The following is a 23,506-nucleotide window of genomic DNA, read 5'->3' on the forward strand; positions in this document are numbered from 1 at the left end:
CCCCGCGGATCAACCCCGCGACGCCGCCCGACGCGACGTGTCCGGCGCCGCGAGCAGCCACAGCAGGTAGAGGCCGCCGAGCGCCGAGGTCGCGAGCCCGACCGGGATCTGGAACGGGCTGAGCAGGCGGCCGGCCACGAGGTCGGCGACGCTCAGCAGCAGCGCCCCGACCACGAGCGCGGGGAGCATGCGGCCGCGACTGCCGGGCATCAGGCGGCGGGCGAGGTGCGGCGCCGCGAGCGCGACGAACCCGACCGGGCCCACGGCCGCGACGCCGACCGCGGCCAGGGCGACCCCGGCCGCCAGCAGCGCCGTCCGCCACCTGCCGACGTCGAGCCCGAGCGCGCGGGCGGTGTCGTCGCCCATCTCGAGCATGCGCAGCGGCGGCTCGCCGAGGAACGCGAGCGGCACGAGCACGGCGAGCACCGCGACGGCGGGCGCGACCTGCGGCCAGGAGATCCCGTTGAGCGTGCCGAAGCGCCAGGTCGCGGCGGCCTGGGCGAGCTCGAGGTCGCTGCGGGTGATGAGGAAGTCGTTGACCGAGGCGAGCATCGCGCCCACCGCGATGCCCACCAGCACGAGCCGCTCGCCCGTCGTCGCGGTGCGCGAGCTCATCAGGTGCACGGCGAACGCGGTCGCGAAGCCGCCCACCACCGTGCCGAGCGCGATGGAGCCGGCCGAGGAGGGGGCGGCGGCCGTGGATCCCGTCACCAGGATCGCGACGAGCCCGCCGGTGGCCGCGCCCGTGCTGAAGCCGATGACGTCCGGGCTGCCGAGCGGGTTGCGCGAGACGCTCTGGAACACCATCCCGCTCAGGCCGAGCGCGGCCCCGACCGCGACCGCGCACACCACGCGCGGCAGCCGCTGGTCGGCGACGATGAAGCGGGCCTGCGCATCCCCGCCGCCGAGCAGGGCGTCGAGCGCCTGCGCCGGGGACAGCGGGTACGCGCCCGTGCCGAGGCCGACCGCGGCGGCGCCGAGGATCGCGAGCACGAGGATCCCGAGGACGACCCGGTCCCGCCGCGGGATGCGCGGCCTCACCGCGCGCCCGTCCGCCGGAGCACGAGGGCGAGCAGCACGGGCGCGCCGATGAACGCCGTGACGATCCCGGCCTCCAGCTCGCCGGGCCGCGCGACGATCCGGCCGAGGACGTCGGCGCCCAGCACGAGCAGGGGCCCGGCCGCCACGGATCCGAGCAGCACCCGCCGCTCGCGCCGCCCGACGACCAGGCGCACGGCGTGCGGCACGACGAGACCCACGAACGAGATCGGCCCGGCGACCGCCGTCGCGGCGCCGCACGCGAGCGTCACGAGGACGAAGCCCGCGAGCCGCACCCGCCCGACCGAGCTGCCGAGCGCGGTCGCCGTGTCGTCGCCCAGCGCGAGCACCGCGAGCGGGCGCACGAGCAGCAGCGCCCCGACGACCACCACGGCCGTGAGCGGGAGGAGCCAGACGAGGTCGGCGGGGTCGCGCGAGGCCACGGATCCGACCACCCAGGAGCGGTAGTCGCCGAAGGTCCGCGGGTCGGAGAGCGTGACGACGCCGGTGACGGAGGCGAGGCTCGCGGTCAGCGCGGTTCCGGCGAGGAGGAGGCGCGTGGGATCCGCGCGCGGCCCCGCCCGCATCCCGACGAGCACCACGACCACGGCGGCGATCGCGGCCCCGGCGAACGCGGGCCACGCGTATCCCGCCGTCGAGCCGACGCCGAAGACCGCGACGCTGAGCACAACGGCGAGCGACGCGCCCGCGTTGACGCCGAGGAGGCCGGGCTCCGCGAGCGGGTTGCGGGTCATGGCCTGCATCACCACGCCCGCGACCGCGAGCAGCACGCCGACCGCGACCGCGAGGAGCGTGCGCGGCGCCCGCAGCTGCCAGACGATGATCGCGTCGCGGCTGCCGTCGTCCGGATGCTGGATCGCGTGCCACACGGCGTCGAGGGCGATGTCGCGGGATCCCGTCGCGAGGCTCACGGCGCACAGCGCGACGAGCGCGACGATCGTGACGACCTCGCAGACGGCGACGGGCGCGGATCGGGTCGGTGGCATGGCCGGGTAAGGCTACCCTAAGCTGCCTCGGTGATCATCGCCTCCCCTCCCCGCCCCGAGAACCGCCCCGACCGCCGCCCCACCCGCCGCCGCCTCGCCGGCGTCGCGCTCGCCGCCACCGTCCTCGTCGCGCTCAGCGCGTGCGCCGCGCCCGCCTCCTCCACCGGCGGCGCCGGCGCGGGCGCCGCGGGCACCGGCACCTCCGCCGACCCCGCCGGCTACACGACGCCGCGCACCATGCCCGACGGCAAGGGCAGCGGCCAGCCCGACGGCGTCTTCCCGCGCACCGTCGTGCACTTCGCGGGCACGACCACCGTCCCCGCGGCGCCCCAGCGCGTCGCCGTCATCTCGACCGGCCAGGCCGACTCGCTGCTCACCCTCGGCATCGTGCCCGTCGCGTCCACCGCGGCCGACGGCGCGGCCGTCGTGCCCGACTACCTCACCCGCGCCTTCCCCGAGGACGCCGACGCGCTCGCCGCGGTCGCGCCGCTCGGCGACCGCATCTCGCCCGACGTCGAGAGCGTCGCGGCCGCGAAGCCCGACCTCATCCTCATGAACGTCACGGGCAAGGACGCGGCCTCGCTCTACGCGAGCCTCTCCGCCATCGCGCCCACGGTCGCGACGCAGGGGACGGGCCTCTACTGGAAGCAGGACCTCCTGCTCCTCGCCGACGCCGTGGGCCGCACCCAGCAGGCCGCGTCCTGGCTCGACGCCTACCAGTCCGACGCGGCCGCGTTCGGCGCGGGCCTCGCCGACCGCCCGGCCGTCTCCTTCCTCCGCTCGTCCGCCGACCGCATCCGCGTCTTCGGCGTGGCGTCCTTCGCCGGATCCGTGGCCGAGGACGCGGGCCTCCCGCGCCCGCAGGCGCAGGACTTCACCGACGAGACCTCGCGCGACATCAGCCAGGAGCAGCTCGACCTGGCCGAGGGCGACCACGTGTTCGCGGCCGTCCAGGGCGGCGACGAGAGGGCGCTCACCGGCCTCCCGCTGTGGCCGACGCTGCAGGCGGTCGCGGACGATGCGGTCACCTTCGTGGACGACGACGTGTTCTACCTCAACACCGGACCCACGGCGGCGCACGCGGTGCTCGAGGCGATGCGGTCGGCGCTCGGCTGACCCGCGCGGCTGCGCGTCGGCCGACCCGCGCGGCTAGGCCTCCGGGATCCGCAGCTTGAACCCCACGTGCGAGCGCGCGTACCCGAGCCGCTCGTAGAAGCGGTGGGCGTCGACGCGCGCGGCGTCGGAGGTGAGCTGCACGAGGGGTGTCCCGAGGGCGGGCGCGGCGGTGTCGGCGACCCAGCGCATCATGGCGCCGCCGATGCCGGCCGAGCGCAGGTCGCTGCGCACCCGCACGGCCTCCACCTGGAGGCGGGAGCTGCCGCGCCGGGCCATGCCGGGGATCACCGTGAGCTGCAGCGTGCCCACGACCGCGCCGTCCGCGTCGGTCGCGACGAGCAGGTCGTTCGCGGGGTCGGCGAGGACCCGCGCGAGAGCGTCGCGGTAGAGGTCGACGTCCCCCGGATCCGCCCGGTCGCCGCGCCCTGCGCTCACCGGGTCGTCGGCGAGCAGTCCCATGAGCGGCGCGAGGTCGGCGGCGGTCGCGCGGCGGAGGACCACGCCGTCCGCGCGGGCGGCGAGCGGGACGGGGAGGGCGAGGTCGGCGAGCACGCCCCCATCCTGCCCGCCGGACGCGGCGGCGGCTACGCAGCCCCGCCCGACGCCCGCGCCACGTGCGCGAGCAGCCGCTCGACCAGCATGCGGCGCAGGTCCACCGACGACCAACCGTGGTCCGCGCCCTCCACGGCCGTGAAGGTCGCGCCCGGCATCAGGTCGCCGTAGCGCGCGCCGTAGGAGACCGGGACGACCTGGTCCGCCGTGCCGTGCAGCACGTCGACCGGTCCCGGGTATCCCGCGACCGGCCCGTAGACGTCGACGCCCGCGAGCACCTCGTCCGGGAAGCCCAGCCCGAGGCCCATGCCGGCGACGTCGACGACGCCGCGCTCCCGGGCGGGCGCGAGCGGCACGCTCATCACGCGCCCGTGCCGCGTGATGTCGTCCACCACGACACCGGCCGGCGACCAGAGCGTGAGGCTCGCGACGAGCTCCGGGACGCGCGCCGCGGCCAGCGCCGACTCGACGCCGCCGAGGCTGTGGGCGACCACGTGCACGGGTCCGCCCGCGTCCCGCGCGAGGGCGCGGATCATCGCGGTCACCTGGTCGACCTCGTCGAGCAGGCGCACGTCGGCGACGTCGCCGTCGCTCACGCCGTGGCCGAGCCGGTCGTAGGCGCGCGCCGCCGTGCCGGACGCGGCCAGCGCCCGGGCGACGGGCACCCACAGGCCGTGGCCGCCGGTGCCCGAGTCGCCGAAGCCGTGCACGAGCAGCGCGGCGGGGGCGCCGGGGCGCACCGTGCCGTGCTCCCAGCCGCGGAGGGTGCGCCCGCCGTGGTCGAGCTCGAGCGGGGCGACCCGGGCCGCGGCGGCCCGGTCCATCAGTTGCGCCGGTCGGCGAACCCGGCCGGGAGGTCGCCGGGCGCCGTGTCGACGACGGTCTCGTCGTCGGCGCCCACGAACTCGTCGAGGGTGATGTGCGCGAACTCCGGCACCACGTAGATCGGGTACGTGGGCCCGGCGTCGCGGTGGGCGCGCATCTCGTCGAGGTGGTCGTTCTGGAAGAGCACGGTCTTGGATCCGTCCTCCTCCACCCAGCGCGGGAAGAAGATCGTCCCGTGCAGCACGCGCGCGGCCGGGATGATGTTGACGACGACGCTGGTGCCCGTGGGCTCGTTCCACGACACCTTGAAGACGCCGTCGGCGAGGGCGACGAGGTCGACCGTCTGGTCCTTGACCCAGCGGCCGCCGACCATGCCCGAGTGGATGCGGTAGTCGATGGTCGTGGCGTTCTTCACGTACATCTCGTACTGCCAGCCGTTGGCGTACGTGTAGATGAGACGGTGTCCGACGAGGGGGCTGAGGTCCTGAGCGGGCACGGGGTGCTCGACGCTCGTGGTGATCGTTGTCATGCGGGCATCCTGACACCGGAATGCGTTTGTCACAAGCGCATCTTCCTGGGTATCCTCGGTGCATGCCCCCCGACCCGTCCGACGCCGAACTGCGGGTCGTCGCGCGGCGGCTCGGCGCGGACCTGGGGCCCTTCCGGCGACGCCTGATGAACGCGTCGCGGAGCGCGGCCGACCTGCCCGACCTGCCGGACGCGCAGGTCGAGGTGCTCCGCCGCCTCGAGACGACCGGCTGGGCGACGCCCACCGGGCTCGGCCGCGGTCTCGGGCTCGCGCGCTCCACCGTCAGCAACCTCATCCTCGCCATGGAGCGCGACGGGCTCGTCGACCGGCGCCTCGCGAAGGGCGACGGTCGCAGCACCGAGGTGGGCCTCACGGATCGCGCGCGGGATCTGCTGCGCACCTTCGATCGCTCGACCGAGGGCGTGCTCGTGGGCGCCCTCCGCGGCCTCACGCCCGACGAGCTGCGCGACATCGCCCGCGCGCTGCCGGCCTTCGAGGCCCTGCACGCGGCGATCGGCGGCGAGCCCCGGCGCACCGAGGCTGCCGACAAGCCCCACCCATGACCTCTGGGTCCGGGCCCCTGCTCGGGACGTCGAGTCCTGGTCGCTCATGGCCCCTGTGGATGGATCGCCATCATGTGCGCGTGGAGGCAGATGATGGCGGCCTTCCCGCAACTTGATCAAAGGTGATCAACATGCACATGCAATCCCGTCCGCGCACCGCCGCCGTCGTGATGGCGCTGGGCGCAATCGTCGCATCGACGTCCATCGCACTCCCCGCCCACGCCGCCACCGAAGACGCTGGCCCAGCTGCGGCCGTCACCAGCTCATCTGCTCCGATGTCCTTCCGAGGCTACGACACGTCTGTGGCCGAGGCGCACGGCTATCGCATCGTGACCGACGCGCATGGACGTCAGACGAGCGTGCCGGTGTCCGCGGAAGCCAGGAGCGAGGTCGTGCTCGACAACGCCCTTCCCGGAGACTGCGGCTCGTCCTTTGTGAACGCCACCAAGCTGTCCAACGACACGCTCGCGGTCAACACCGGCTACCAGGTCCCGTTTCCGGTCGCCGAGAAGACATGGCGCGTCACTGCGGTCTCGGTGTTCGACTCTCACACCTTCCCGTGGGACGGACCTAGCGGAGGCGCCTGGTCCGCCCAGGCCGCCGCGACGTTGGTCGGTCCCGGAGTCGCGGGCGTCACGCTGAGCTCGCATGTGATCGGTGACGATGGGACGGTCTGCTACTCGGCCGGACCGACGGACACCTTCGATTGAGGGGCGTCGTGATGAGCACAGTCATGTCGGCCGCGCCAGAGTGCCGGAACGGGAGCGCGTGAGGTGCGGAGGTCCGCTGATGGGATGCCGCCAGGACGAGCGGACACCGAGGTGCCGGTGTGCGTAGACGACGACGCGCTCCTCAAGATGCTCTACATCCGAGACGTCCATGGGCTGCAGGTCGCAGGCATGCCGTCGACAGCTTCAGGGCGGAGAACCCGTACGGCACGCTCGCGCGATGTGCTGGGTGCGGTTGAGCGTTCCACGCGACAGGAGGCGCTGTCGCGTCAATGGCGGGACTCCCTCCACTGGCTTCTCGATGCATCGCACCGCCAGGACCTGACTCATCGCATCCTGGAATCCGGCGACAGGTCTCGGCTTCACGAGGTCCTGCCGCCGGCCTGGGATGAGAGGACGCAATCGCTCCTGGATCTCGAGGGTTACTCCGAGTGGCACGCATCTCTCTCACCATCCGTCTTCATGAACACGGAAGACGGAGACGAGCCGCGGGCTGCCCTCGCGTCAGCGACGAAGAGGGGGCTCCGCGTCATCGTCGTCCTGCCGTTGTCCGAACCGCATGCCGAGGAGTTCAGCGCAGGCGGGATGCTCTTGTCGTGGGAGGTCTACCGTCGCGCCGGTTCACGGACGGCCGCCCTCGAAGGGTTCTGCGGCGCAAGCTGATCGCGAAGGATCCGAATGGCGTTCGCCGTCCTCAGCGACGGCGTCGTGCGTCGTTCCGGCGTTGAGCCGCGCCAGGTACCCGGCGAACGCGTCGAGGTCGGCGCGCGTCCACTCGCCGAGGCCGCGGATGAGGCGGCTGCCCTGCATGTCGTCCGCGTCGATGCCGGCGAGCCCGGCCGGCGTGAGCGCGAGCACGCGCACCCGGCCGTCCTGCGCGTCGCCGCCGACCTCCACGAGCCCCAGATCCTGGAGCTGGCGGAGCTGGCGGCTGACCACGCTGCGGTCGACGCCGAGCTGGTCGGCGACGGCGCTCGCGTGGGCGCTGCCGCAGCGGCGGATCACGCGGAGCATCTTGTAGCCGATGGGCGGGAGCTCCGGGTGGATCGCCGCGGCGGCCTCCCGGGTCGTCGTCCGGATCCGCCCGGCGAGGGCGGTCATCTGCTCCTCCACCTCGGCGATGCCCGCGGCGATCCCGTCGGCGGCGACGGGGGCCTCGCCCGCGGCGTCGACCGCGGGGGAGCGGTCCTCGTCGGTCATCGGCGGGAGTCGACCCCGGCGTCCTCGGCCTCGGGGAGCCGGATGGACCCGGTCGGGTTCGCCTCGCCGGCGGGGGTGAGCGCCACGGCGCCGGCGGATGCGCCGATGAGCGCGTCCTCGGCGTCGGTGCGGCGCGTCCCCCTGGTGTCCGCCGCGGCGGCCCTGTCGCTCTTCAGCTGCACGGCGTTCTTGCTGCCGAGCTGCGCGTTGGGCAGGAAGATCACCGCGATGAGCGAGACGACCGCGAGCGGCACGCTGTAGAGGAACACGTCGCCGATGCCCACGCCGTACGCGCTCTCGACCACGGTGCGGACCGCGGGGCTGAGCTGCGAGACCTGCGGGATCACGCCGGATCCGAGCGCCTGCGCGGCGGCGGCCTGGTCGGCGGGGGCGAGCTTCATGATCCCCGCGGTGATCTCCGACGCGATGATCGTGCCGAGGATCGAGCCGAGCACCGAGACGCCGACCGTGCCGCCGAGGCTGCGGAAGAACGTGACCGCGCTGGTGGCGACGCCGAGGTTCTTGACCTCGATGGCGTTCTGCACGACGAGGACGAGGTTCTGCATGAGCATGCCGAGGCCCGCGCCGAGCACGAACATGTAGATGCCCACGAGCACGAAGTCGGTGTCGTAGCGGAGCGTCGAGAGCAGCGAGGTGCCGGCGACGATGAGCACGGCGCCCGTGATCATGATCGCCTTCCACTTGCCACGGCGGCTGATCAGGTTGCCGAACACGGTCGAGGAGATGAGCAGGCCCGCCATGAGCGGGATCGTCAGGAGGCCCGACTGGGTGGGCGTGGCGCCGCGCGACAGCTGCATGTACTGCGCGAGGAACACCGAGGTGCCGAACAGCGAGATGCCGACCGCGAGGCTCGCGACGACCGAGAGCGTGAACGTGCGGTTGCGGAACATGGTGAGCGGGATGATCGGCTCGGCGACCTTGAGCTCGGTGACGACCGCGGCGATCAGCAGCACGACCGCGCCGCCCGCCATCAGGTAGGACGTGGTCGAGGCCCACTCGAACTGCTTGCCGGCCTGCGAGACCCAGATGAGCAGGAGCGAGACGCCGCTGGCGATGAAGACGGCGCCGAGGTAGTCGACGTGCACCTTCCGCTTCGGGTGCGCGGGGAGGTGGAGGGTGACCTGCAGCAGGATGATCGCGATGATCGCGATGGGCAGCGCGATGAAGAAGTTCCAGCGCCAGCCGAACGCGTCGGTCACGACGCCGCCGAGGAGCGGGCCGCCGACGGTGCCGACGGCCATGACGGCGCCGAACAGGCCGGCGTAGCGGCCGCGGTCACGCGGGCTGATGATGTCGGCCATGATGATCTGGCTCAGCGCCGCGAGGCCGCCGGCGCCGAGGCCCTGCAGCACGCGGAAGACGATGAGCGTCTCGGTGTTCTGCGAGAAGCCGGCGAGCGCGGATCCCAGCACGAAGGTGCCGAGCGCGAGCTGGATGAGCAGCTTGCGATTGAAGAGGTCGGCGAACTTGCCCCAGAGCGGCGTGCTCACGGTGGTGGCGAGCAGGGTCGCGGTGACGACCCAGGTGTAGCCGGACTGGTCGCCCTTGAGGTCGCTGATGATGATCGGCAGCGAGGTCGAGACGACGGTGCCGGCGAGGATCGACACGAACATGCCGAGCAGGAGGCCCGAGAGGGACTCGAGGACCTGGCGCTTCGACATGGATCCGTCGGCCGAGACGGTGCGGCGGGGGGCCTTCGCGGGTGATGCGGCGGCCGGGCGGTGCTGGGACATGATCCTCCGGGTAGTTGACTACAGGCAACCATATGTCGGTGGTGGACAGGTGTCAACTATCTCCGCGCCGAGGCCGGGCCGAGGCCGACGTCGCGTGCGTCGGAGTAGACCGGGAGGGAGAGCCGGTCGACCGACCGGCCTCGATGCGAGGAGGAACCCCATGGTCGATTCGGTGGCGACGGTCTGGCTGCCCGTCACGGACATGACCCGCGCGGTGGCGTTCTACCGCGACACGCTCGGTCTCACGATCACGAGCGAGGACGCGGACTGGAGCGAGATCGACGCGGACGGCCTCATGATCGGGCTCAACGCGCGCGAGGAGGCGGGCGGCTCGTCGAGCGGCGGCGCGGTCATCTCGTTCACGCCCGAGGGCTCCATCGAGGACGAGCTCGAGAAGTTCAAGGCCCGCGGCGCCGAGATCACGGGCGAGATCAGCGACCACGAGTGGGGCCGCATCCTCCCGTTCCAGGACAGCGAGGGCAACGACCTGCAGCTCTACACGCCGCCCGCGGGCTAGGCGCTCCGGAGGTCTCCGCTCACGGCAGCGGCTCGAGGTCGACGTGCACGTCGTCGCCGACCTCGAGGCCGTGGGCGTCGCGGATCGCGCGCTTCACCGGGAGGATCCACGTGCCGTCGCCCTGCGGGAAGACGGACGTGCGCCAGGTCGTGGTGCCGACGCGGGCCCGCACCGGCACGGATCCGAAGCCGCGGCGGCCCGCCTGGCCCATCTCGCGGAGCATCGGGGCGAGGTCGCCGGGCAGGGACACGAACGTCCACAGCTCGCGCCGCGCCTCCCACGCCCAGAGCGGCGCGGTGAAGTCGAGGGGGAGGTCGTCGGTCACCACTCGACCCTACGGGCGCGCGCTCACCAGCCGGCGCGGTCGGCGACGATCGCGGCGACCTCGGCCGCGGTGCGGGACGTGGTGTCGATCGCGAGGCCGCCGAGACCCGCGGCGTGGATGATCGCGGCGAGCTCGGGCGCGCGGGCGCGGTGCCAGGCGAGGGCGGCCGCGTCATCGCCGTGGCGGACGTCGAGGCGCGCCCCGACCGCCTCCGCGTCGACCGTGAGCCGGACGAGCAGGCACTCCCGGGAGGCGAGCGCGTCGATGTGGCGCGGCAGATCCGCGGGGTCCTCGAGCACGGACGCGACCACCACCACGCGCGCCCCGGCCTCCCGGTAGTTGCGGGACAGGTCGCCGAGGTTGCGGAGCGCGAGCCCCAGCTGGAACGGATCCTCGGCCGGAGCCGGATGGAGGAGGCGCACGTCGTCCGCGTCGACCAGGGCGTGGGGGATCCCGCGCGCGGCGAGGAGGGCGCCGAGGGCGCGCATCGTCGTGGTCTTGCCCGCGCCGACGGTGCCGGTGAGGATCACGGCGTCCGTCATCGCATCTCAGCTGCCGCCCGTGACGAGGTCGCACTCGAGCTCGTCCGCGGACGCGGCAACGATCTCGAAGGAGGCGGCGCCCGCGCGGATCGTCACCGTCGACATGCCGACCCAGCGCGGATGCGGCTCGGCGGTGGTGCTGGAGATGGCGTGGCGGAGGATCCGGAGGCGGTCGATCGAGAGCGTCGCGGTGCGGCGGCGGAGGATCTGGTCGCGGCGCGTGAGGATCAGCAGCTCGCGCGGCGAGCACGCCGCCACCGCACCCGCGAGGCTCATCGGCCGGAGCCGCTGCAGCGCGCCCATGAGGCCGTCGGCGGTGGGCACGAGCGGCGTGCGCGGCCGCGACGAGAGGTAGCGGAGCTGCGGATCGCGCGCGGCCAGATCCCAGTACGCCGCGGCGACGCCGGCCTCGTCCTGCCCGACGTCGATGCGCGGCGTCGCACCGCGGGTCTCGGACGGGCGTGCGTGCGGCACCCCGGCGGACTCGCCCGCGAGCGTCATCAGCAGCTCGGTCAGCTCCACGACCACGTCGGCGGATGCGCCGTTGAACGGGATCCGGAGCGCCTGGCCGTCGGCCGTGTGCACCGTGAGCAGGCCGTCGAGCAGGTCGACGCGGTCGCGCACGGCGACGATGTTGGCGAACGGGATGCGGCGGGCGGTGTACGCGGATCCGTCGCGCGAGAGCACCTCCAGCTCGCGGTCGCCCACGACGAGGAGGTGGTCGTACAGGTCCATCGACGGGTCGGTGTCGCGGCGGGGGATGTCGCGCGGCACCTTGAGCACGAGACGCGCGGCGAACGGGTCGACGTCGTGCGGGCGGTAGAGGCGGGGGACCTCGTCGACGGTGCGGACGGTGTCGATCCACGGGCCGAAGGCGTCGTGCTCGGCGGTTCTGGCGGGCGATGTCACCCCGTGAACGTATACCGCTCTCCGGCGCCCGCGGCAGGGGTGGGGCGACCCCTCTCCGGGGCAGCCGACCGTGTGCTACGCGAGCGGTCAGCCCTCGATGAGGTCGCGCTCGGGCGGGACCGACGTCCACAGCCTCACGACCCGGCGGCCGAGCGCGCGCTCGAGTCCGCCGAGCGCCTTCACCACGAAGATCGTCGTGCGGGCGGGGGATCCGGCCTTCGAGAAGCCGCGGTCGACCGCGCGCACCCACGTCTCCGCGGCGATCTTCGCGGTCGAGTAGTTGGCGCCGCCCGGGTAGGGGCGCTGCACGGCCGTGGAGGAGACGATGGCGAGGCGACCCGCGTCGGACGCCTGCAGGTCGGCGTCGAACGCGCGCGTGGTGTTGCGCAGCGTCGTGACGATGCGCTCGTGCAGGAACTCCCAGTCCTCGTCGGTCTGCCCCTCGAGGCCGTTGCCGCCGCGCCAGCCGCCGACGAGGTGGATCAGGCCGTCGACGCCGCCGAGGTCCGCGCGGATCCGCGCCGCCAGGTCCACGACGGCCGCGTGGTCGGCGAGGTCGCACACCTCGCGGCGCGCGGCGTCGACCTCCTCGAGCCTCCCGGCGTCGCTGCCGACCGCGACGACGCGCGCCCCGGCCGCCGTGAGCTCGGCGGCGACCGCGCGCCCGGCCGGGCTCGACGCACCCGCGACCACGACCACGCGGCCGTCGACGCTCACGCCGCCTGCCCCGTGATCCCGGCGGTGGAGGAGATGACGTCGCGCATCTTCTTCTCCAGCGCCTCGAAGAACATGCTGAGCGGGAACTCGTCGTCGAGCACGAGGTCGGTGAGGCCCTTCGGCGGCCCGTCGAGCGGCAGCGCATCCGGCCCCTTCGCCCACGTGGACGCGGGGTGCGGCGTGACCGTCTCGGTGACCATCGCGTAGGCGGCCAGCCAGTGCGCGGTCTTCGGCCGGTCGATGGAGCGCCAGTAGAGGTCGTTCACGCGGTCGGCGAGCGCGACGACCACGTCGGCGACGTCGTCCCAGTCGATCGTGAGGCGCGTGTCGGTCCAGTGCAGCACGTGGTGCTGGTGCAGCCACGCGAACAGGAGCTGGCCGCCGAGTCCGTCGTAGTTCCGCACGCGGGATCCGGTGATCGCGAAGCGGAAGATGCGGTCGAAGATGACGGCGTGCTGCACCATGCCGGCGCGCTCGAGCAGGGCGTCGTCGGCGGCGGAGCGCTCGGCGGGATCCACCGCGGCGAGCCGGCGCTGGATGCGCACGGCCTCGCGGAACGCGGTGAGGTCGCAGCGCAGCTCCTCGATCGAGTAGAGGAAGAAGGGCATCCGCTGCTTGATCATGAACGGGTCGAACGGCAGGTCGCCGCGCATGTGCGTGCGGTCGTGGATGAGGTCCCACATCACGAAGGTCTCCTCCGCGAGCCGCTGGTCCTCGAGCAGGCGCCGCGCGTCCTCCGGCAGCTCGAGCTTCGTGACCTCGGCGGCGTGGCGCACCACGCGGCGGAACCGGGCGGCCTCGCGGTCGGCGAAGATCGCGCCCCACGTGAAGGTCGGCACCTCGCGCATCGCGACGGTCTCCGGGAACAGCACGGCCGAGTTGGTGTCGTAGCCGGGCGTGAAGTCGACGAACCGGATGGGGACGAACAGCGCGTTGCCGTAGTCGCCCGCCTCCAGCTCGGCCACGAACTCGGGCCAGACGACCTCGATGAGCACGGCCTCCACGAGGCGGCTCGCGCTGCCGTTCTGCGTGGTCATCGGGAAGACGACGAGGTGCCGGATCCCGTCCACGCGGTCGCGCTGCGGCTGGAACTCGTTCAGGGAGTCGAGGAAGTCGGGCACGCCGAGGCCCGCGTCGACCCAGCGCGCGAAGTCCACGTCGAGCGCGGCGAGGTACGCGGCGTCGTGCGGGAAGAGCGGGGCGAGCGCGCGGACGGCGTCGCGGATCACGCCGACGAGGCCCGCGGCCTCCGCGTGGTGCGCGGGGTCGGGGATCGACCCGTCCTTCACCTGCATCGGCTGGAGCGCGACGGCAGCGTCCTTGAGGGCGAGCCACGCGGGGGAGGAGGCGACGGAGCGCGCGTCCTCGACGACCTCGGGCTCGCCGATGACGGCTGCGGTGGGTGCGGCGCTGGACATGGATCGACCTCCGATCGTGCGGGTGCGTGCGGTCCCTCCACCGTAACGGCGGGTTCGGCGCGAGATCGTGTCCCGCGTGCGGGATCCGCGCGTGGATCCGGGTGCCCACGCAGCATGCGTGCGCGAGCGGGGTGCGCTACGCCTCGTCGTCGTCCGGCACCGGGGTGCTCGTCCCCGTCTCGTGGTCACGGCGGAGGATCGCGTAGCCGACGGACGCGCGCGGCTCGCCGCCGGCGACGGGCCAGCCCTCGCGGTAGTGCGCCTCCTTCACGAAGCCGGCACGCACCAGCACCCGGCGCATCGCCCGGTTGTCGTCGCGCGTCTGCGCCTCGAACCGCGTCACGTGCGGGTACGTCCGGAACACGTGGTCCGTGAGCGCGCGGACGACCGGGACGCCGAGCCCCCGGCCGCGCGAGGCCTCGGCGAGGCGCAGGTCGAACAGCACGCCCGGATCCTCGAGGTCGTCGAGGACGACGAGGCCCACGCGGCCGGATCCCGCCACGTCGATCCAGAGGGCCGCGTGCTCGGGCCCGGAGAAGCCGCCGTCGGCGATGCGCGCGTCGACGTCCGCGGCCGTCGGCTCCGACCCCATGTGGAACGGGAACACGTTCGAGGTGAGGAACCCCCGGAGCGCCGCGCGGTCACGGTCGACGTCGACGTCGACCAGCACGACGGTCGGGGATGTGGATGGGGTGTCGGGCATGGGGTCCTTCCGGGTGGTTCGAGCGGCGGACGCCGGGGCGCGCTTCTCCACAGGCGCGGGTGAACAGCGGGTGAACCCGGCGGTCCCCCGTAGAGGGGACGCGCCGGCAGGGCGCAAGCTCATCGCCGTGGATCCATTCATTCTCCTCGTGCTCGTCGTCATCACGGCGCTCGCCTTCGACTTCACCAACGGCTTCCACGACACGGCGAACGCGATGGCCACGTCCATCGCGACCGGCGCGTTGAAGCCCAAGGTCGCGGTCACGCTCTCCGCCGTGCTCAACCTCGTCGGCGCGTTCCTCAGCATCGAGGTCGCGCTCACGGTCACGAACGCGGTCGTGAAGATCCAGGACAAGTCCGGCGCCCCCGACCCGGCTCTGCTCCAGGGCGGCGGATCCGCGCTGCTGCTCATCGTGCTCGCGGGCCTCATCGGCGGCATCGTCTGGAACCTGCTCACCTGGCTGCTCGGCCTCCCGTCGAGCTCCTCGCACGCGCTGTTCGGCGGGCTCATCGGATCCACGCTCGCGGGCCTCGGCGTCAACGGCGTCAACTGGGCGGGCGACGGCTCGAAGCTCGACGGCGTGGTCGGCAAGGTCATCCTCCCGGCGCTCATGTCGCCGATCCTCGCGGGGGCGGTGGCCGCGATAGGCACGTGGCTGGTGTTCCGGATCATCGGGAACCTCGCCGGCCGCGGGCTCGACCGCACCTTCCGCATCGGCCAGATCGGCAGCGCCTCGCTCGTCTCGCTCGCGCACGGCACGAACGACGCGCAGAAGACGATGGGCGTCATCACGCTCGCGCTCATCGCCGCGGGCGGCTGGACCGACACGGAGTCGGTGCCGTTCTGGGTGAAGATCAGCTGCGCGCTCGCCATCTCGCTCGGCACCTACATCGGCGGCTGGCGCATCATCCGCACGGTCGGCAAGGGCCTCGTCGAGATCGACACGCACCAGGGCATGGCGGCCGAGAGCTCGTCGGCCGCGGTCATCCTCGCCTCCAGCCACCTCGGCTTCGCGCTCTCCACCACCCACGTGGCCACCGGATCCATCCTCGGCTCCGGGCTCGGCCGCCCGGGCGCGCAGGTGCGCTGGAAGGTGGCGCTGCGCATGGTCGTGGCGTGGATCATCACCCTCCCGGCCGCCGCCCTCGTCGGCGCGGTCATGTGGTGGCTCGGCCACCTCATCGGCGGCGCCGCGGGTGGCATCGCCATGACGCTCGTGCTCGTCGCCGTCGCGATCACCGTCTACGTCCGCTCGCGCAAGGACGACGTGGGCGCGCACAACGTGAACGACGAGTGGTCCGACGAGAAGACCGCCCGCCCCGCAGCCCAGCCCGCCGACGTCTGAAGGACCCCGCCATGCTCCCCCTCTTCTTCTCCGCGGTCGGCCAGGTCGCCCTCGTCGCCCTCCTCCTCGGCGCGGGCCTGCCCGCCCTCTTCGCCCTCGGCGTGCGGTCCTTCGCGCTCGCCAGCCCCGACACCAGCGGCCGCGTCGCCGGATCCGACTCCGCGCGTCGCACGCCGCCCGTCGTCCTCCAGGCCGTCGGCGCCCTCTGCTACGCGGTCGTCGTCCTCGCCGTCATCGCGGGCCTCACGCTCATCATCGCGGCGGGCCTCGGCCAGTCGGTGAGCTTCGAGCACGTCATCCCGACCTTCACCTCGAAGGGCTGACCATGACCGAGAGCGCATCCGAGGGCGGCGGGTCGGGCGACGGCGCGACCGGCGTCGTCGAGCCCGGCCGCCACGACCGCGGCATCGTCCAGCGCGTCGTCGGCTGGCTGCGGGCGGGCTACCCGTCCGGCGTGCCGGACCAGGACTACGTGCCGCTGCTCGGGATCCTCCGCCGCAGCCTCACCGCCGAGGAGCTCGGGCAGGTGGTCGACCAGCTCGTCGACGACGCGGTCGAGGCGGAGGCGGCGGGCGAGGAGATCGGCCGGAGCCAGCTCCGCGAGCGCGTCGAGGCCATGCTGCTCGGCCCCGCGATGCCCGACGACCTCGTGCGCGTCTCGGCCCGGCTGGCCGCCGCGGGCTGGCCGCTCGGATCCCCGGAGGACCTGCACGAGCCGGACGCCGCGGATGCGCGCGCGACCGAGCGCACGGGCCTCGTCTCCCGCATCGTGTCGTGGCTGCGCGCCGGATACCCGGCCGGGCTCCCCGAGCAGGACTTCGTCCCGCTGCTCGCGCTGCTGCGACGCCGCCTCAGCGACGAGGAGGTGCAGGAGGTGAGCGCGCGTCTCGCATCCGAGGGCGGGCTGCCCGCCAGCCGCCTCGACGTCGCCTCCGCCATCGCGGGCGTCACCTCCGAGATGCCGTCGGACGCCGACATCGAGCGCGTGCGCGCCTACCTCGAGGCGCACGGCTGGCCGGAGGGCTTCCGCATCTGACCCGGGCGGGGATCCCGCACTTGCACTGAGGGCCCGAAGGTGCAAACATGCACTTCGTGAATGATGGTGCAACGGGACTCCGCGAGCGTCGTCGGGTCGAGACCTCGGCGCGTCTGACGACGCTCGCGCGCCGGCTGACGGCCGAGCGCGGCCTCTCCGGCTTCACGGTCGAGGAGGTCTGCGAGCAGGCCGGCGTCTCCCGGCGCACCTTCTTCAACTACTTCGCCTCCAAGGAGGACGCGCTCTTCGGGCGCTCCTCCCGCGTCGAGACCCAGGACCTCGAGGACGCGTTCGTCGCGGCCGGCGACCCCGGGGATCCCGCGCTGTCGCCCTCGCTGCTCGACGACTTCGCGGACCTGTGCCTCGAGCGCTGGGCCCGCCTCGACACCGACGGCACCTCGATGCAGGACATGCACGCGGCCTTCCGCCGCGAGCCCGACCTCCTCGTGCGCGCCCTCGAGGCCGCCATGGAGGACGAGGCGAAGGACGTGCTCCTCGTCGAGCGCCGCGAGGGGCTGCCCGCGGGCGACCTCCGCGCGGCCGTCGTCGTCCAGACCATGGGCGCCCTCGGCCGGGCGAGCGCGCGCGAGTTCCTCGTCCCCGGCAACGCCGACCCGATGCCGCTCATCCTGCGGAGGCGCCTCGACGCGCTCCGCGAGATCGCCCACCCCACGACCGTGACCACCCGCCAGCACGAACGGACCCCATGACCGCCACCGCCCCCGCGCCCCTCCTGCTCACGCAGCGGCGCATCTGGATCATCTTCTCGGCCCTCATCGCCGGCATGCTCCTGTCGAGCCTCGACCAGACCATCGTCTCCACCGCGATGCCGACCATCGTCGGCGAGCTCGGCGGGGTCGACCACCAGGTCTGGATCACCACCGCCTACCTGCTCGCCACCACGATCGTCATGCCCATCTACGGCAAGTTCGGCGACGTGCTCGGCCGGCGGAACCTGTTCCTCGCGGCCATCGCGATCTTCACGCTCGCCTCGATCGGCTGCGCGTTCGCGGGCGACTTCTGGTCGTTCGTGGTGTTCCGTGCCGCTCAGGGCCTCGGCGGCGGCGGGCTCATGATCCTGTCGCAGTCGATCATCGCCGACATCGTGCCGGCCAACCAGCGCGGCAAGTACCTCGGCCCGCTCGGCGGCATCTTCGGCCTCTCGGCCGTCGGCGGACCGCTCCTCGGCGGCTTCTTCGTCGACCACCTCACCTGGCAGTGGGCGTTCTACATCAACATCCCCATCGGGATCGCGGCCTTCGTCGTGGCGTTCATCACGCTCACGCTGCCGAGCAAGAAGGCGACCAAGCGGATCGACGTGGCCGGCGTGGTGCTGCTCTCCGTCGCCACGACGTGCCTCATCTTCTTCACCGACTTCGGCGGCGACAAGGCCTACGGCTGGGGCTCGCTCCTCACCTGGGCGTGGGGCCTCGGGCTCGTGGTCGCGGCGTCGCTGTTCGTGTTCACGGAGTCGCGGGCGGACGACCCGGTGATCCCGCTCAGCCTCTTCCGGAACCCCGTTTTCGTGAACGCCACCGCCATCGGCCTCGCGCTCGGCATCGGGATGTTCGCGGCCATCGGCTTCGTGCCGACGTTCCTGCAGATGTCCACCGGCACCTCGGCCGCGGTCTCAGGGCTGCTGCTCCTGCCGATGATGGTGGGCCTCATCGGCATGTCGATCACGTCGGGCATCCTCATCAGCCGCACCGGCAGGTACCGGATCTTCCCCATCGTCGGGACGCTCCTCACGATGCTGGCGCTCGTGCTGATGACCTCGCTCACCGCCGAGACGCCTGTCTGGCTGATCTGCGTGTTCCTGTTCGTCTTCGGGCTGGGCTTGGGCCTCATCATGCAGGTGGTCGTGCTCGTGGTGCAGAACGCGGTGCCCGCCGCGCAGATCGGCACGGCGACCAGCACGAACAACTACTTCCGCGAGGTGGGCGCCGCGCTCGGCACGGCCGTGTTCGGCACGCTGTTCACCACGCGCCTCACCGAGAACCTCACGACCGTGTTCGCCGGGGCGGGCGCGGCGCCGGGCGACGCGGCGGCCTCGGCCAGCAGCATCGACCCGCAGACGCTGAACGGGCTTCCGGACGCCGTGCGCGACGGGATCGTGAACGCGTACGCCGACGCGCTGGCTCCCGTGTTCTGGTACCTCGTGCCGTTCATCGCGATCGCGTTCGTGCTGTCGCTCGTGCTGAAGCAGATCCCGCTGTCGGACGTCGCCGGGCTCGTCGCCCGCGGCGAGGCGGTGGGCGGCGAGGAGGCCGAGCGGCTCGAGGCGGAGCAGCGCGCGGGCGTCCGCGCCGGCACGCGCTCCGCGGAGGCGACCGGACCGGACGCGGCCGACGACGCGTCGCGGATCGCGGTGCCGTCGAGCGACGCGCGGGACGGACGCTCCGAGCGCTGATCCGTTGACACGGCCGCCCGCGGCCGGTCGACTCACGGCAGGGCCGTCGTCCGCACGGGCGGCGGCCCGTCCCGTCCCAGGAGCCACCGGAGGTCGCCGTGAGCGAGCCCATCGTCATCACCCGCACGTTCGCCGCCTCGCGGGAGCGCGTCTTCGACGCGTGGACCACGCCGGCCGACTTCTCCGCCTGGTTCGGCGCCGCCGCGGTGGAGGTGCCCCTCGAGACCCTGCGGATGGACGTGCGCGTCGGCGGCGCGTGGAGCGCCGTGATGCGTCTGCCCGACGGGGGCGCCATCGACTGGGCGGGGGAGTACGTCGAGCTCGACCGGCCGTCGCGCCTCGCGATGACCATGACCGACCGGCCCGACCAGCCCGCGGGCGAGCCGCTCTCCGTCGACCTCGAGGAGGTCGCGGGCGGTGCCACGCGCATGACGATGACGCAGCGCGCCGGCGAGTTCACCGACGAGCAGCGCGAGATGACGATCCAGGGCTGGAGCGCCTTCCTCGACGTGATGGAGGGGCTGGTCGCGCCGAGCGGGTGACCACTGCTGGTCGTGTCCGCATCCCATCTGCGGACTCGACCTCGTGATCAGCGGGGTCGCCATGGAACGCGAATGCGCCGTGGCGCCAATGTCACATGGACATTCCATTTGTCGCGTGTAACATCGGCGTTACATCACGAGGTGAGGGGAGCGAGCATGCGCGCATCGTGGTCGGCGGATCTCGGTCGCATCGCGCGCCAGCGGCGGCTGGACCTGGGGTGGTCGCAGGAGGAACTGGCCGCGAAGGCGGAGGTGACGCGTCAGTGGTTGACGCGCTTCGAGACGGGCAAAGGCGATCCCACGCTGTCGAAGGTGCTGCGCGTCCTACGGGAACTCAAGCTGCATGTGGATGTGGCCGCCGAGGAGCGTGTCGCGGTCACACGGCCCCGCACGACGATCCCGGTCTACAAGCCCGCAAGCGTCGACACGTCTCATCTCGCTGCCGCCCTGGAGCAGTTCGCCCTCGTCGCTTCGCGGGTGAAGAAGCCCGATGAGAAGGCACTGGCGTCTGCTCTGGTCGCGATGCAAGACACCATGGCGGGGGCGTTGGAACGGTTGTCGCGCTCCCAGCAGCAGATGCGGGGACAGGGGCAGCTCCCCTCCGGCTCCCGGTCTGCTCACGGGGAAGACCATCAGGAGGCGAAGTGATCCGGGTCCTAGATGTGCGCCTATACGGCGTGCTCGTCGCCACCCTCGAGCAGATCCGGCCGCGTGAATACGTCCTGGAATACACCAGAGAGTGGAGCGAAGAGGAAGATCTGCCTGTCTCACTGTCCCTTCCCGTCACGCAGCGGCGGCATGAAGGGGCAGTGGTGTTCCACTTCATCGACAACCTGTTGCCGGACAGCGGCCCTGTGCGCGATGCATGGGCGAGGGAGGCGGGACTCGCGGACACTGAGCCGTTCCAGCTGCTCGCCGTACACGGTGCAGACGTCGCTGGTGCCCTGGAGTTCTACCCGGCAGGGGAGGAATCCCGCTCGGACGGCCATCTGGAACCGCTCAGCCACGAATCCATAGCCGAGCGCATCCGGGCCATTCGACACGATCTGCCCGACCCCGCGCTCGTGGAAGGCGAGGCAGGCCGTTTCTCCCTGGGAGGCGCCCAGGGCAAGTTCGCCCTGGCTCTCCGCGAAGGCGAGTGGTTCGCGCCGACCGGTGTGCACCCGTCCAGCCACATCTTCAAGCCCAAGGTCGGTGCCCTCGTCGATGGGGAGATCATCGAGCACGTGACGATGACGGCGCTACCGTTGCTTGGCATTCCCGCCGCCCGGACCGAGATGCTGGACTTCGACACTGAGCGGTCCCTCGTGGTCACCCGCTTCGATCGACAACCCGCGGCGGACGGCGGCCTGACGCGCTTCCATCAAGAGGACCTCGTGCAAGCGACCGGCACCCCGCGGTTGAAGAAGTACCAGAAGGACGGCGGCCCGGGATATCGCGACATCCTCGGCCAGCTCAGCCGCATCCCGGACAGCGAGATCTCCGCGCTCGCGAGATCCCGATTCGTCGAGGCGCTCTTCGCTTCGTGGTTTCTGCTGAACACCGACGCCCACGGCAAGAACTTCTCGCTGAGGCACGCTGCTCCCGCGTTCGATCTGACCGAGATGTACGACTTCTCTTCCCTGTTGCCCTACATCCGGCCACGGGGAGATGCGCCGCGAGACCTGCTCCATGCCTTCGGTGCGACGCGGATGTCCATGGCCATCGCAGGGCGGTATGAGGCGGAATCGATGGGTGCCTTCGAATGGGCCGCCGTTGCGCGAGAAGCGGGCATGCCGGGCGATGCGTTCATCCACTGGGCCAAGGACTTCGTGTCCATCGCGCCCGCCGTCTTCCGTCTCGTCGCGGGGGGCCTGCGCGAGACGCATCGGACATCGACCGTCGAGACGATGCTCGATCGGTTGGAGACGCGCTCCGAGCAAGCGCTGCGCATCTTGGATCGGGAGATCCACATCTGATCCCACCTGCCGCGCGAGAGGGCGATCCAGGGCTGGGCGCGTCGCTCGACGTGATGGAGGGGCTGGTCGCGCCGGACGCCTAGCGCGTGCGGCCGGCGGGCCGGTCCTGTCGCGGCCTCCTCACCACGCCGACCGCGGTGATGCCCGCCGCGCCCAGCGCGAACGCGAGGACGGCCAGGAACGGCAGCTCGTCGGCGGACATGCCCGTCGCGGCGAGCGTGTCGCCGCGAGCGGCGGAGGCGTCGGCGGCGGCGATCGCGGCCGGCGAGCCGGGGAGCGCGCCCGGGACGGACGCCCCGGACGAGGTCGTCCCCGGATCCACCGCGGCAGCGCCCGTGAGGCAGCGGCGCACCTCGGCCGTGTCGTAGAACAGGGAGCCCGGCGCGATGGGCGTGCAGCCCGCGCGGAACGGGATCGCCTTCTCGTCGTAGAGCATGCGCACGATGGCGCGGCCGGTCGCGTCCCGGTAGACGTCCCACTGCACGTTCGCGGCCATGGGCGTGACGGTCTCGCCGCGCCAGGCGTTCGTCGCGTACGCGTACGGGGCCTCGGGGGTCACCGGCTGCGTCGAGCCGGGAAGTCCGATGAGGGCCGCGAAGGGGATGATCGTCTCGGCGTGCGCGAAGCGGAACGTCGCGGCCGTCGCGGATCCGGCGAGCCGGGCGTCCATTGAGTCGAGGAAGTCGTCGAGCAGCGGCGTCGCCATCCGGTAGGTGATGTCGCTGCCCTGGAACGCCGGGCCCTTGGAGTAGAAGTCCTCCGCGTCGAGCAGGTAGGCGAACCACTCGGTGTCCGCGTCGTCGCCCGCGAAGTAGCGGTCGAAGTCGACGCTGACCTCCTCCGTCATGTCCGGCGCGATGATGTAGAGGTTGTAGAGCATCATCGCGGCGTCGAGCTCGTCGTCGACGTGGGCGCCGCCGTCGCCGCCGTCGACGAAGTGGTACTGCCCGGCCGCGAGGCGATCGACGAAGGCGGGCGTGTAGATGCGCTCGAGCAGGCGGCGCGCGGCCTCGTGGCTGCGGGGCTGGGCGTAGATCGCGTCGACGGCCGCGGTCACGGCGGGGCCGTCCTCGTAGGCCTGGTAGTCGGCGTTCGCCGCGGACTTGTGGAAGTAGAGCGTGTCGGGGTCCTTGGCGATGTCCTTCGGCAGGTGCGACGCGAGGAGCGGATCCGCGCGCTTCAGGCCCTCCGCGAACGCCTTGCCCGACGCGGTGGCGCGCGCCTCGCCCGAGCTCTCGAGCGCGACGGTGTCGGATCCCGCGTCGACGCCGGCGAACAGCGACGGCAGCCGCTCGACGACGCGCGAGCCGATGCCGCGGTGCTGGTCGGCGCCCTGGCCGGTGAGGTTGCCGTAGCCGAGCTTCTTGTTCGCGGCGGTGAGCTTGGCGACCTCCGGGCCGAGCGTCTGGCCGAGTGTCGTGAGCGCGCCCTCGGAGCGGGCCTGCTCCCACACCTGCGTGGTGAGCGAGTCGTACTTGAAGCTCGACAGGGCGCGGGATCCGTGGCGCGCGACCGACTCCGTGTAGACGGGCGCGAACCCGGCGGGCGCGGGCGCGAGGTCGGCCGCGGTGCCCTGCGGCTGGTACGGGGTCTTGCTGCTGTAGTACGTGCGGTCGGCGGTGCCGGTGCCGGTCGCCGCGAGCGCCGGGAGGGCGGATCCGCCGGCGGTGATCCCGAGGGCCAGGGCGAGCGCGACGGAGGCGGACAGGCGGCGGCGGGTGCGGAGGCGCATGGGTTCCTGGTGGAGCGGGCGCGGCGCGGCAGGAGCGCGG

At 72.6% G+C, this 23,506-nt stretch carries 27 protein-coding genes; 13 read left to right on the forward strand and 14 right to left on the reverse strand.

The features are described from left to right. Positions 1 to 9: 9 nt before the first annotated feature. Positions 10 to 1,041, reverse strand: a complete 1,032-nt coding sequence (locus ITJ40_RS01785) for an iron chelate uptake ABC transporter family permease subunit (protein WP_194665463.1) — start codon at positions 1,039 to 1,041, stop codon at positions 10 to 12. Next, a complete protein-coding gene (locus tag ITJ40_RS01790) occupies positions 1,038 to 2,045 on the reverse strand; it encodes an iron ABC transporter permease (RefSeq protein ID WP_194665465.1) in 1,008 nt (335 codons plus the stop codon). The genes ITJ40_RS01785 and ITJ40_RS01790 overlap by 4 nt, the downstream gene beginning before the upstream one ends. A 30-nt stretch (positions 2,046 to 2,075) precedes the next feature. Between ITJ40_RS01790 and ITJ40_RS01795 the strand changes: the two genes are divergently transcribed. Next, complete coding sequence (locus ITJ40_RS01795; protein WP_194665467.1) at positions 2,076 to 3,161, forward strand: ABC transporter substrate-binding protein; 1,086 nt, start codon at positions 2,076 to 2,078, stop codon at positions 3,159 to 3,161. A gap of 33 nt (positions 3,162 to 3,194) precedes the next feature. Here the strand turns inward: ITJ40_RS01795 and ITJ40_RS01800 are convergent, their stop codons facing one another. Genes ITJ40_RS01800 through ITJ40_RS01810 form a run of 3 tightly spaced genes read right to left on the reverse strand, consistent with a single transcriptional unit; the run spans position 3,195 to position 5,067 of the window. After that, complete coding sequence (locus ITJ40_RS01800; protein WP_194665469.1) at positions 3,195 to 3,713, reverse strand: GNAT family N-acetyltransferase; 519 nt, start codon at positions 3,711 to 3,713, stop codon at positions 3,195 to 3,197. Positions 3,714 to 3,745: 32 nt separating this feature from the next. Continuing rightward, on the reverse strand, positions 3,746 to 4,537 hold the full coding sequence (locus ITJ40_RS01805) for an alpha/beta hydrolase (protein WP_194665471.1): 792 nt from the start codon (positions 4,535 to 4,537) through the stop codon (positions 3,746 to 3,748). After that, complete coding sequence (locus ITJ40_RS01810; RefSeq protein ID WP_194665473.1) at positions 4,537 to 5,067, reverse strand: phenolic acid decarboxylase; 531 nt, start codon at positions 5,065 to 5,067, stop codon at positions 4,537 to 4,539. Before ITJ40_RS01810 ends, ITJ40_RS01805 begins: the two co-directional genes overlap by 1 nt. Positions 5,068 to 5,129: 62 nt before the next feature. Between ITJ40_RS01810 and ITJ40_RS01815 the strand changes: the two genes are divergently transcribed. The 3 genes from ITJ40_RS01815 to ITJ40_RS01825 all read left to right on the forward strand — a co-directional run bounded on the left by ITJ40_RS01815 (position 5,130) and on the right by ITJ40_RS01825 (position 7,021). After that, positions 5,130 to 5,630 carry a MarR family winged helix-turn-helix transcriptional regulator gene (locus ITJ40_RS01815; RefSeq protein WP_194665474.1) on the forward strand — a complete coding sequence of 167 codons (501 nt, stop codon included), beginning with the start codon at positions 5,130 to 5,132 and terminating at the stop codon, positions 5,628 to 5,630. 131 nt (positions 5,631 to 5,761) lie between these two features. Beyond that, positions 5,762 to 6,340, forward strand: a complete 579-nt coding sequence (locus tag ITJ40_RS01820; RefSeq protein WP_194665476.1) for a hypothetical protein — start codon at positions 5,762 to 5,764, stop codon at positions 6,338 to 6,340. Between the two features lie 84 nt (positions 6,341 to 6,424). Then, positions 6,425 to 7,021, forward strand: coding sequence for a hypothetical protein (locus ITJ40_RS01825; RefSeq protein ID WP_194665477.1), 597 nt, complete (start codon positions 6,425 to 6,427; stop codon positions 7,019 to 7,021). On the opposite strand, the gene ITJ40_RS01830 is transcribed toward ITJ40_RS01825, so the two are convergent. Further along, positions 6,980 to 7,558: a MarR family winged helix-turn-helix transcriptional regulator gene (locus tag ITJ40_RS01830; protein ID WP_228511725.1), complete on the reverse strand. Its 579-nt coding sequence runs from the start codon at positions 7,556 to 7,558 to the stop codon at positions 6,980 to 6,982. The genes ITJ40_RS01825 and ITJ40_RS01830 overlap by 42 nt on opposite strands. Then, positions 7,555 to 9,312, reverse strand: coding sequence for a DHA2 family efflux MFS transporter permease subunit (locus ITJ40_RS01835; RefSeq protein ID WP_194665479.1), 1,758 nt, complete (start codon positions 9,310 to 9,312; stop codon positions 7,555 to 7,557). The genes ITJ40_RS01830 and ITJ40_RS01835 overlap by 4 nt, the downstream gene beginning before the upstream one ends. 160 nt (positions 9,313 to 9,472) lie before the next feature. On the opposite strand from ITJ40_RS01835, the gene ITJ40_RS01840 reads away from it, so the two are divergent. After that, positions 9,473 to 9,829, forward strand: coding sequence for a VOC family protein (locus tag ITJ40_RS01840; RefSeq protein WP_194665480.1), 357 nt, complete (start codon positions 9,473 to 9,475; stop codon positions 9,827 to 9,829). A gap of 19 nt (positions 9,830 to 9,848) precedes the next feature. Here ITJ40_RS01840 and ITJ40_RS01845 read toward each other — a convergent pair whose 3' ends face one another. The 6 genes from ITJ40_RS01845 to ITJ40_RS01870 form a co-directional block, all read right to left on the reverse strand. Next, positions 9,849 to 10,154: a DUF1905 domain-containing protein gene (locus tag ITJ40_RS01845; protein ID WP_194665481.1), complete on the reverse strand. Its 306-nt coding sequence runs from the start codon at positions 10,152 to 10,154 to the stop codon at positions 9,849 to 9,851. 23 nt (positions 10,155 to 10,177) lie between these two features. Continuing rightward, positions 10,178 to 10,696, reverse strand: a complete 519-nt coding sequence (locus ITJ40_RS01850) for a zeta toxin family protein (RefSeq protein ID WP_194665483.1) — start codon at positions 10,694 to 10,696, stop codon at positions 10,178 to 10,180. A gap of 6 nt (positions 10,697 to 10,702) precedes the next feature. Next, entirely contained in the window at positions 10,703 to 11,605 is a 903-nt protein-coding gene (locus ITJ40_RS01855) for a hypothetical protein (protein ID WP_194665484.1), read from the reverse strand. A gap of 87 nt (positions 11,606 to 11,692) precedes the next feature. Further along, positions 11,693 to 12,322 (reverse strand): SDR family oxidoreductase, encoded by a 630-nt coding sequence (locus tag ITJ40_RS01860; protein WP_194665485.1) that lies wholly within the window; start codon positions 12,320 to 12,322, stop codon positions 11,693 to 11,695. Continuing rightward, positions 12,319 to 13,740, reverse strand: coding sequence for a DUF6421 family protein (locus ITJ40_RS01865; protein WP_194665487.1), 1,422 nt, complete (start codon positions 13,738 to 13,740; stop codon positions 12,319 to 12,321). Before ITJ40_RS01865 ends, ITJ40_RS01860 begins: the two co-directional genes overlap by 4 nt. A 136-nt stretch (positions 13,741 to 13,876) precedes the next feature. After that, positions 13,877 to 14,443 (reverse strand): GNAT family N-acetyltransferase, encoded by a 567-nt coding sequence (locus tag ITJ40_RS01870; RefSeq protein ID WP_194665488.1) that lies wholly within the window; start codon positions 14,441 to 14,443, stop codon positions 13,877 to 13,879. 127 nt (positions 14,444 to 14,570) lie between these two features. On the opposite strand from ITJ40_RS01870, the gene ITJ40_RS01875 reads away from it, so the two are divergent. From ITJ40_RS01875 to ITJ40_RS01910, 8 genes are all read left to right on the forward strand, one after another. Then, complete coding sequence (locus tag ITJ40_RS01875; protein WP_194665490.1) at positions 14,571 to 15,788, forward strand: inorganic phosphate transporter; 1,218 nt, start codon at positions 14,571 to 14,573, stop codon at positions 15,786 to 15,788. Between the two features lie 11 nt (positions 15,789 to 15,799). Continuing rightward, entirely contained in the window at positions 15,800 to 16,111 is a 312-nt protein-coding gene (locus ITJ40_RS01880; protein WP_194665491.1) for a hypothetical protein, read from the forward strand. A 2-nt stretch (positions 16,112 to 16,113) separates the two neighbouring features. Further along, positions 16,114 to 16,824 (forward strand): DUF3349 domain-containing protein, encoded by a 711-nt coding sequence (locus ITJ40_RS01885; RefSeq protein ID WP_194665492.1) that lies wholly within the window; start codon positions 16,114 to 16,116, stop codon positions 16,822 to 16,824. A gap of 47 nt (positions 16,825 to 16,871) precedes the next feature. Beyond that, complete coding sequence (locus ITJ40_RS01890; RefSeq protein ID WP_194665493.1) at positions 16,872 to 17,534, forward strand: TetR/AcrR family transcriptional regulator; 663 nt, start codon at positions 16,872 to 16,874, stop codon at positions 17,532 to 17,534. Beyond that, on the forward strand, positions 17,531 to 19,234 hold the full coding sequence (locus ITJ40_RS01895; protein WP_194665494.1) for an MDR family MFS transporter: 1,704 nt from the start codon (positions 17,531 to 17,533) through the stop codon (positions 19,232 to 19,234). Before ITJ40_RS01890 ends, ITJ40_RS01895 begins: the two co-directional genes overlap by 4 nt. A gap of 98 nt (positions 19,235 to 19,332) precedes the next feature. Continuing rightward, the gene (locus tag ITJ40_RS01900) at positions 19,333 to 19,776 is read left to right on the forward strand and encodes an SRPBCC domain-containing protein (protein ID WP_194665495.1); all 444 of its coding nucleotides are present in this window, start codon (positions 19,333 to 19,335) and stop codon (positions 19,774 to 19,776) included. A gap of 156 nt (positions 19,777 to 19,932) precedes the next feature. Beyond that, positions 19,933 to 20,424, forward strand: a complete 492-nt coding sequence (locus ITJ40_RS01905) for a helix-turn-helix transcriptional regulator (RefSeq protein WP_194665496.1) — start codon at positions 19,933 to 19,935, stop codon at positions 20,422 to 20,424. 14 nt (positions 20,425 to 20,438) lie between these two features. Further along, a complete protein-coding gene (locus tag ITJ40_RS01910; protein ID WP_370532028.1) occupies positions 20,439 to 21,734 on the forward strand; it encodes a HipA domain-containing protein in 1,296 nt (431 codons plus the stop codon). A 79-nt stretch (positions 21,735 to 21,813) separates the two neighbouring features. Here the strand turns inward: ITJ40_RS01910 and ITJ40_RS01915 are convergent, their stop codons facing one another. Beyond that, complete coding sequence (locus ITJ40_RS01915) at positions 21,814 to 23,466, reverse strand: histidine-type phosphatase (RefSeq protein WP_194665498.1); 1,653 nt, start codon at positions 23,464 to 23,466, stop codon at positions 21,814 to 21,816. Between the last annotated feature and the right edge of the window lie 40 nt (positions 23,467 to 23,506).

The sequence above is a fragment of the Clavibacter sp. VKM Ac-2872 genome (assembly GCF_015351105.1).
Taxonomy (GTDB): Bacteria; Actinomycetota; Actinomycetes; order Actinomycetales; family Microbacteriaceae; genus Clavibacter.

Bases quoted from the DNA above. Each gene is read 5' to 3' on its own strand.
- ITJ40_RS01880 (WP_194665491.1), top strand. From the start codon at position 15,800: ATGCTCCCCCTCTTCTTCTCCGCGGTCGGCCAGGTCGCCCTCGTCGCC.
- ITJ40_RS01790 (WP_194665465.1), bottom strand. From the start codon at position 2,045: ATGCCACCGACCCGATCCGCGCCCGTCGCCGTCTGCGAGGTCGTCACG.
- ITJ40_RS01810 (WP_194665473.1), bottom strand. From the start codon at position 5,067: ATGACAACGATCACCACGAGCGTCGAGCACCCCGTGCCCGCTCAGGAC.
- ITJ40_RS01825 (WP_194665477.1), top strand. From the start codon at position 6,425: ATGCCGCCAGGACGAGCGGACACCGAGGTGCCGGTGTGCGTAGACGAC.
- ITJ40_RS01850 (WP_194665483.1), bottom strand. From the start codon at position 10,696: ATGACGGACGCCGTGATCCTCACCGGCACCGTCGGCGCGGGCAAGACC.
- ITJ40_RS01905 (WP_194665496.1), top strand. From the start codon at position 19,933: ATGCGCGCATCGTGGTCGGCGGATCTCGGTCGCATCGCGCGCCAGCGG.
- ITJ40_RS01815 (WP_194665474.1), top strand. From the start codon at position 5,130: ATGCCCCCCGACCCGTCCGACGCCGAACTGCGGGTCGTCGCGCGGCGG.
- ITJ40_RS01870 (WP_194665488.1), bottom strand. From the start codon at position 14,443: ATGCCCGACACCCCATCCACATCCCCGACCGTCGTGCTGGTCGACGTC.
- ITJ40_RS01830 (WP_228511725.1), bottom strand. From the start codon at position 7,558: ATGACCGACGAGGACCGCTCCCCCGCGGTCGACGCCGCGGGCGAGGCC.
- ITJ40_RS01835 (WP_194665479.1), bottom strand. From the start codon at position 9,312: ATGTCCCAGCACCGCCCGGCCGCCGCATCACCCGCGAAGGCCCCCCGC.
- ITJ40_RS01865 (WP_194665487.1), bottom strand. From the start codon at position 13,740: ATGTCCAGCGCCGCACCCACCGCAGCCGTCATCGGCGAGCCCGAGGTC.
- ITJ40_RS01915 (WP_194665498.1), bottom strand. From the start codon at position 23,466: ATGCGCCTCCGCACCCGCCGCCGCCTGTCCGCCTCCGTCGCGCTCGCC.
- ITJ40_RS01885 (WP_194665492.1), top strand. From the start codon at position 16,114: ATGACCGAGAGCGCATCCGAGGGCGGCGGGTCGGGCGACGGCGCGACC.
- ITJ40_RS01820 (WP_194665476.1), top strand. From the start codon at position 5,762: ATGCACATGCAATCCCGTCCGCGCACCGCCGCCGTCGTGATGGCGCTG.
- ITJ40_RS01840 (WP_194665480.1), top strand. From the start codon at position 9,473: ATGGTCGATTCGGTGGCGACGGTCTGGCTGCCCGTCACGGACATGACC.
- ITJ40_RS01890 (WP_194665493.1), top strand. From the start codon at position 16,872: ATGCACTTCGTGAATGATGGTGCAACGGGACTCCGCGAGCGTCGTCGG.
- ITJ40_RS01895 (WP_194665494.1), top strand. From the start codon at position 17,531: ATGACCGCCACCGCCCCCGCGCCCCTCCTGCTCACGCAGCGGCGCATC.
- ITJ40_RS01805 (WP_194665471.1), bottom strand. From the start codon at position 4,537: ATGGACCGGGCCGCCGCGGCCCGGGTCGCCCCGCTCGAGCTCGACCAC.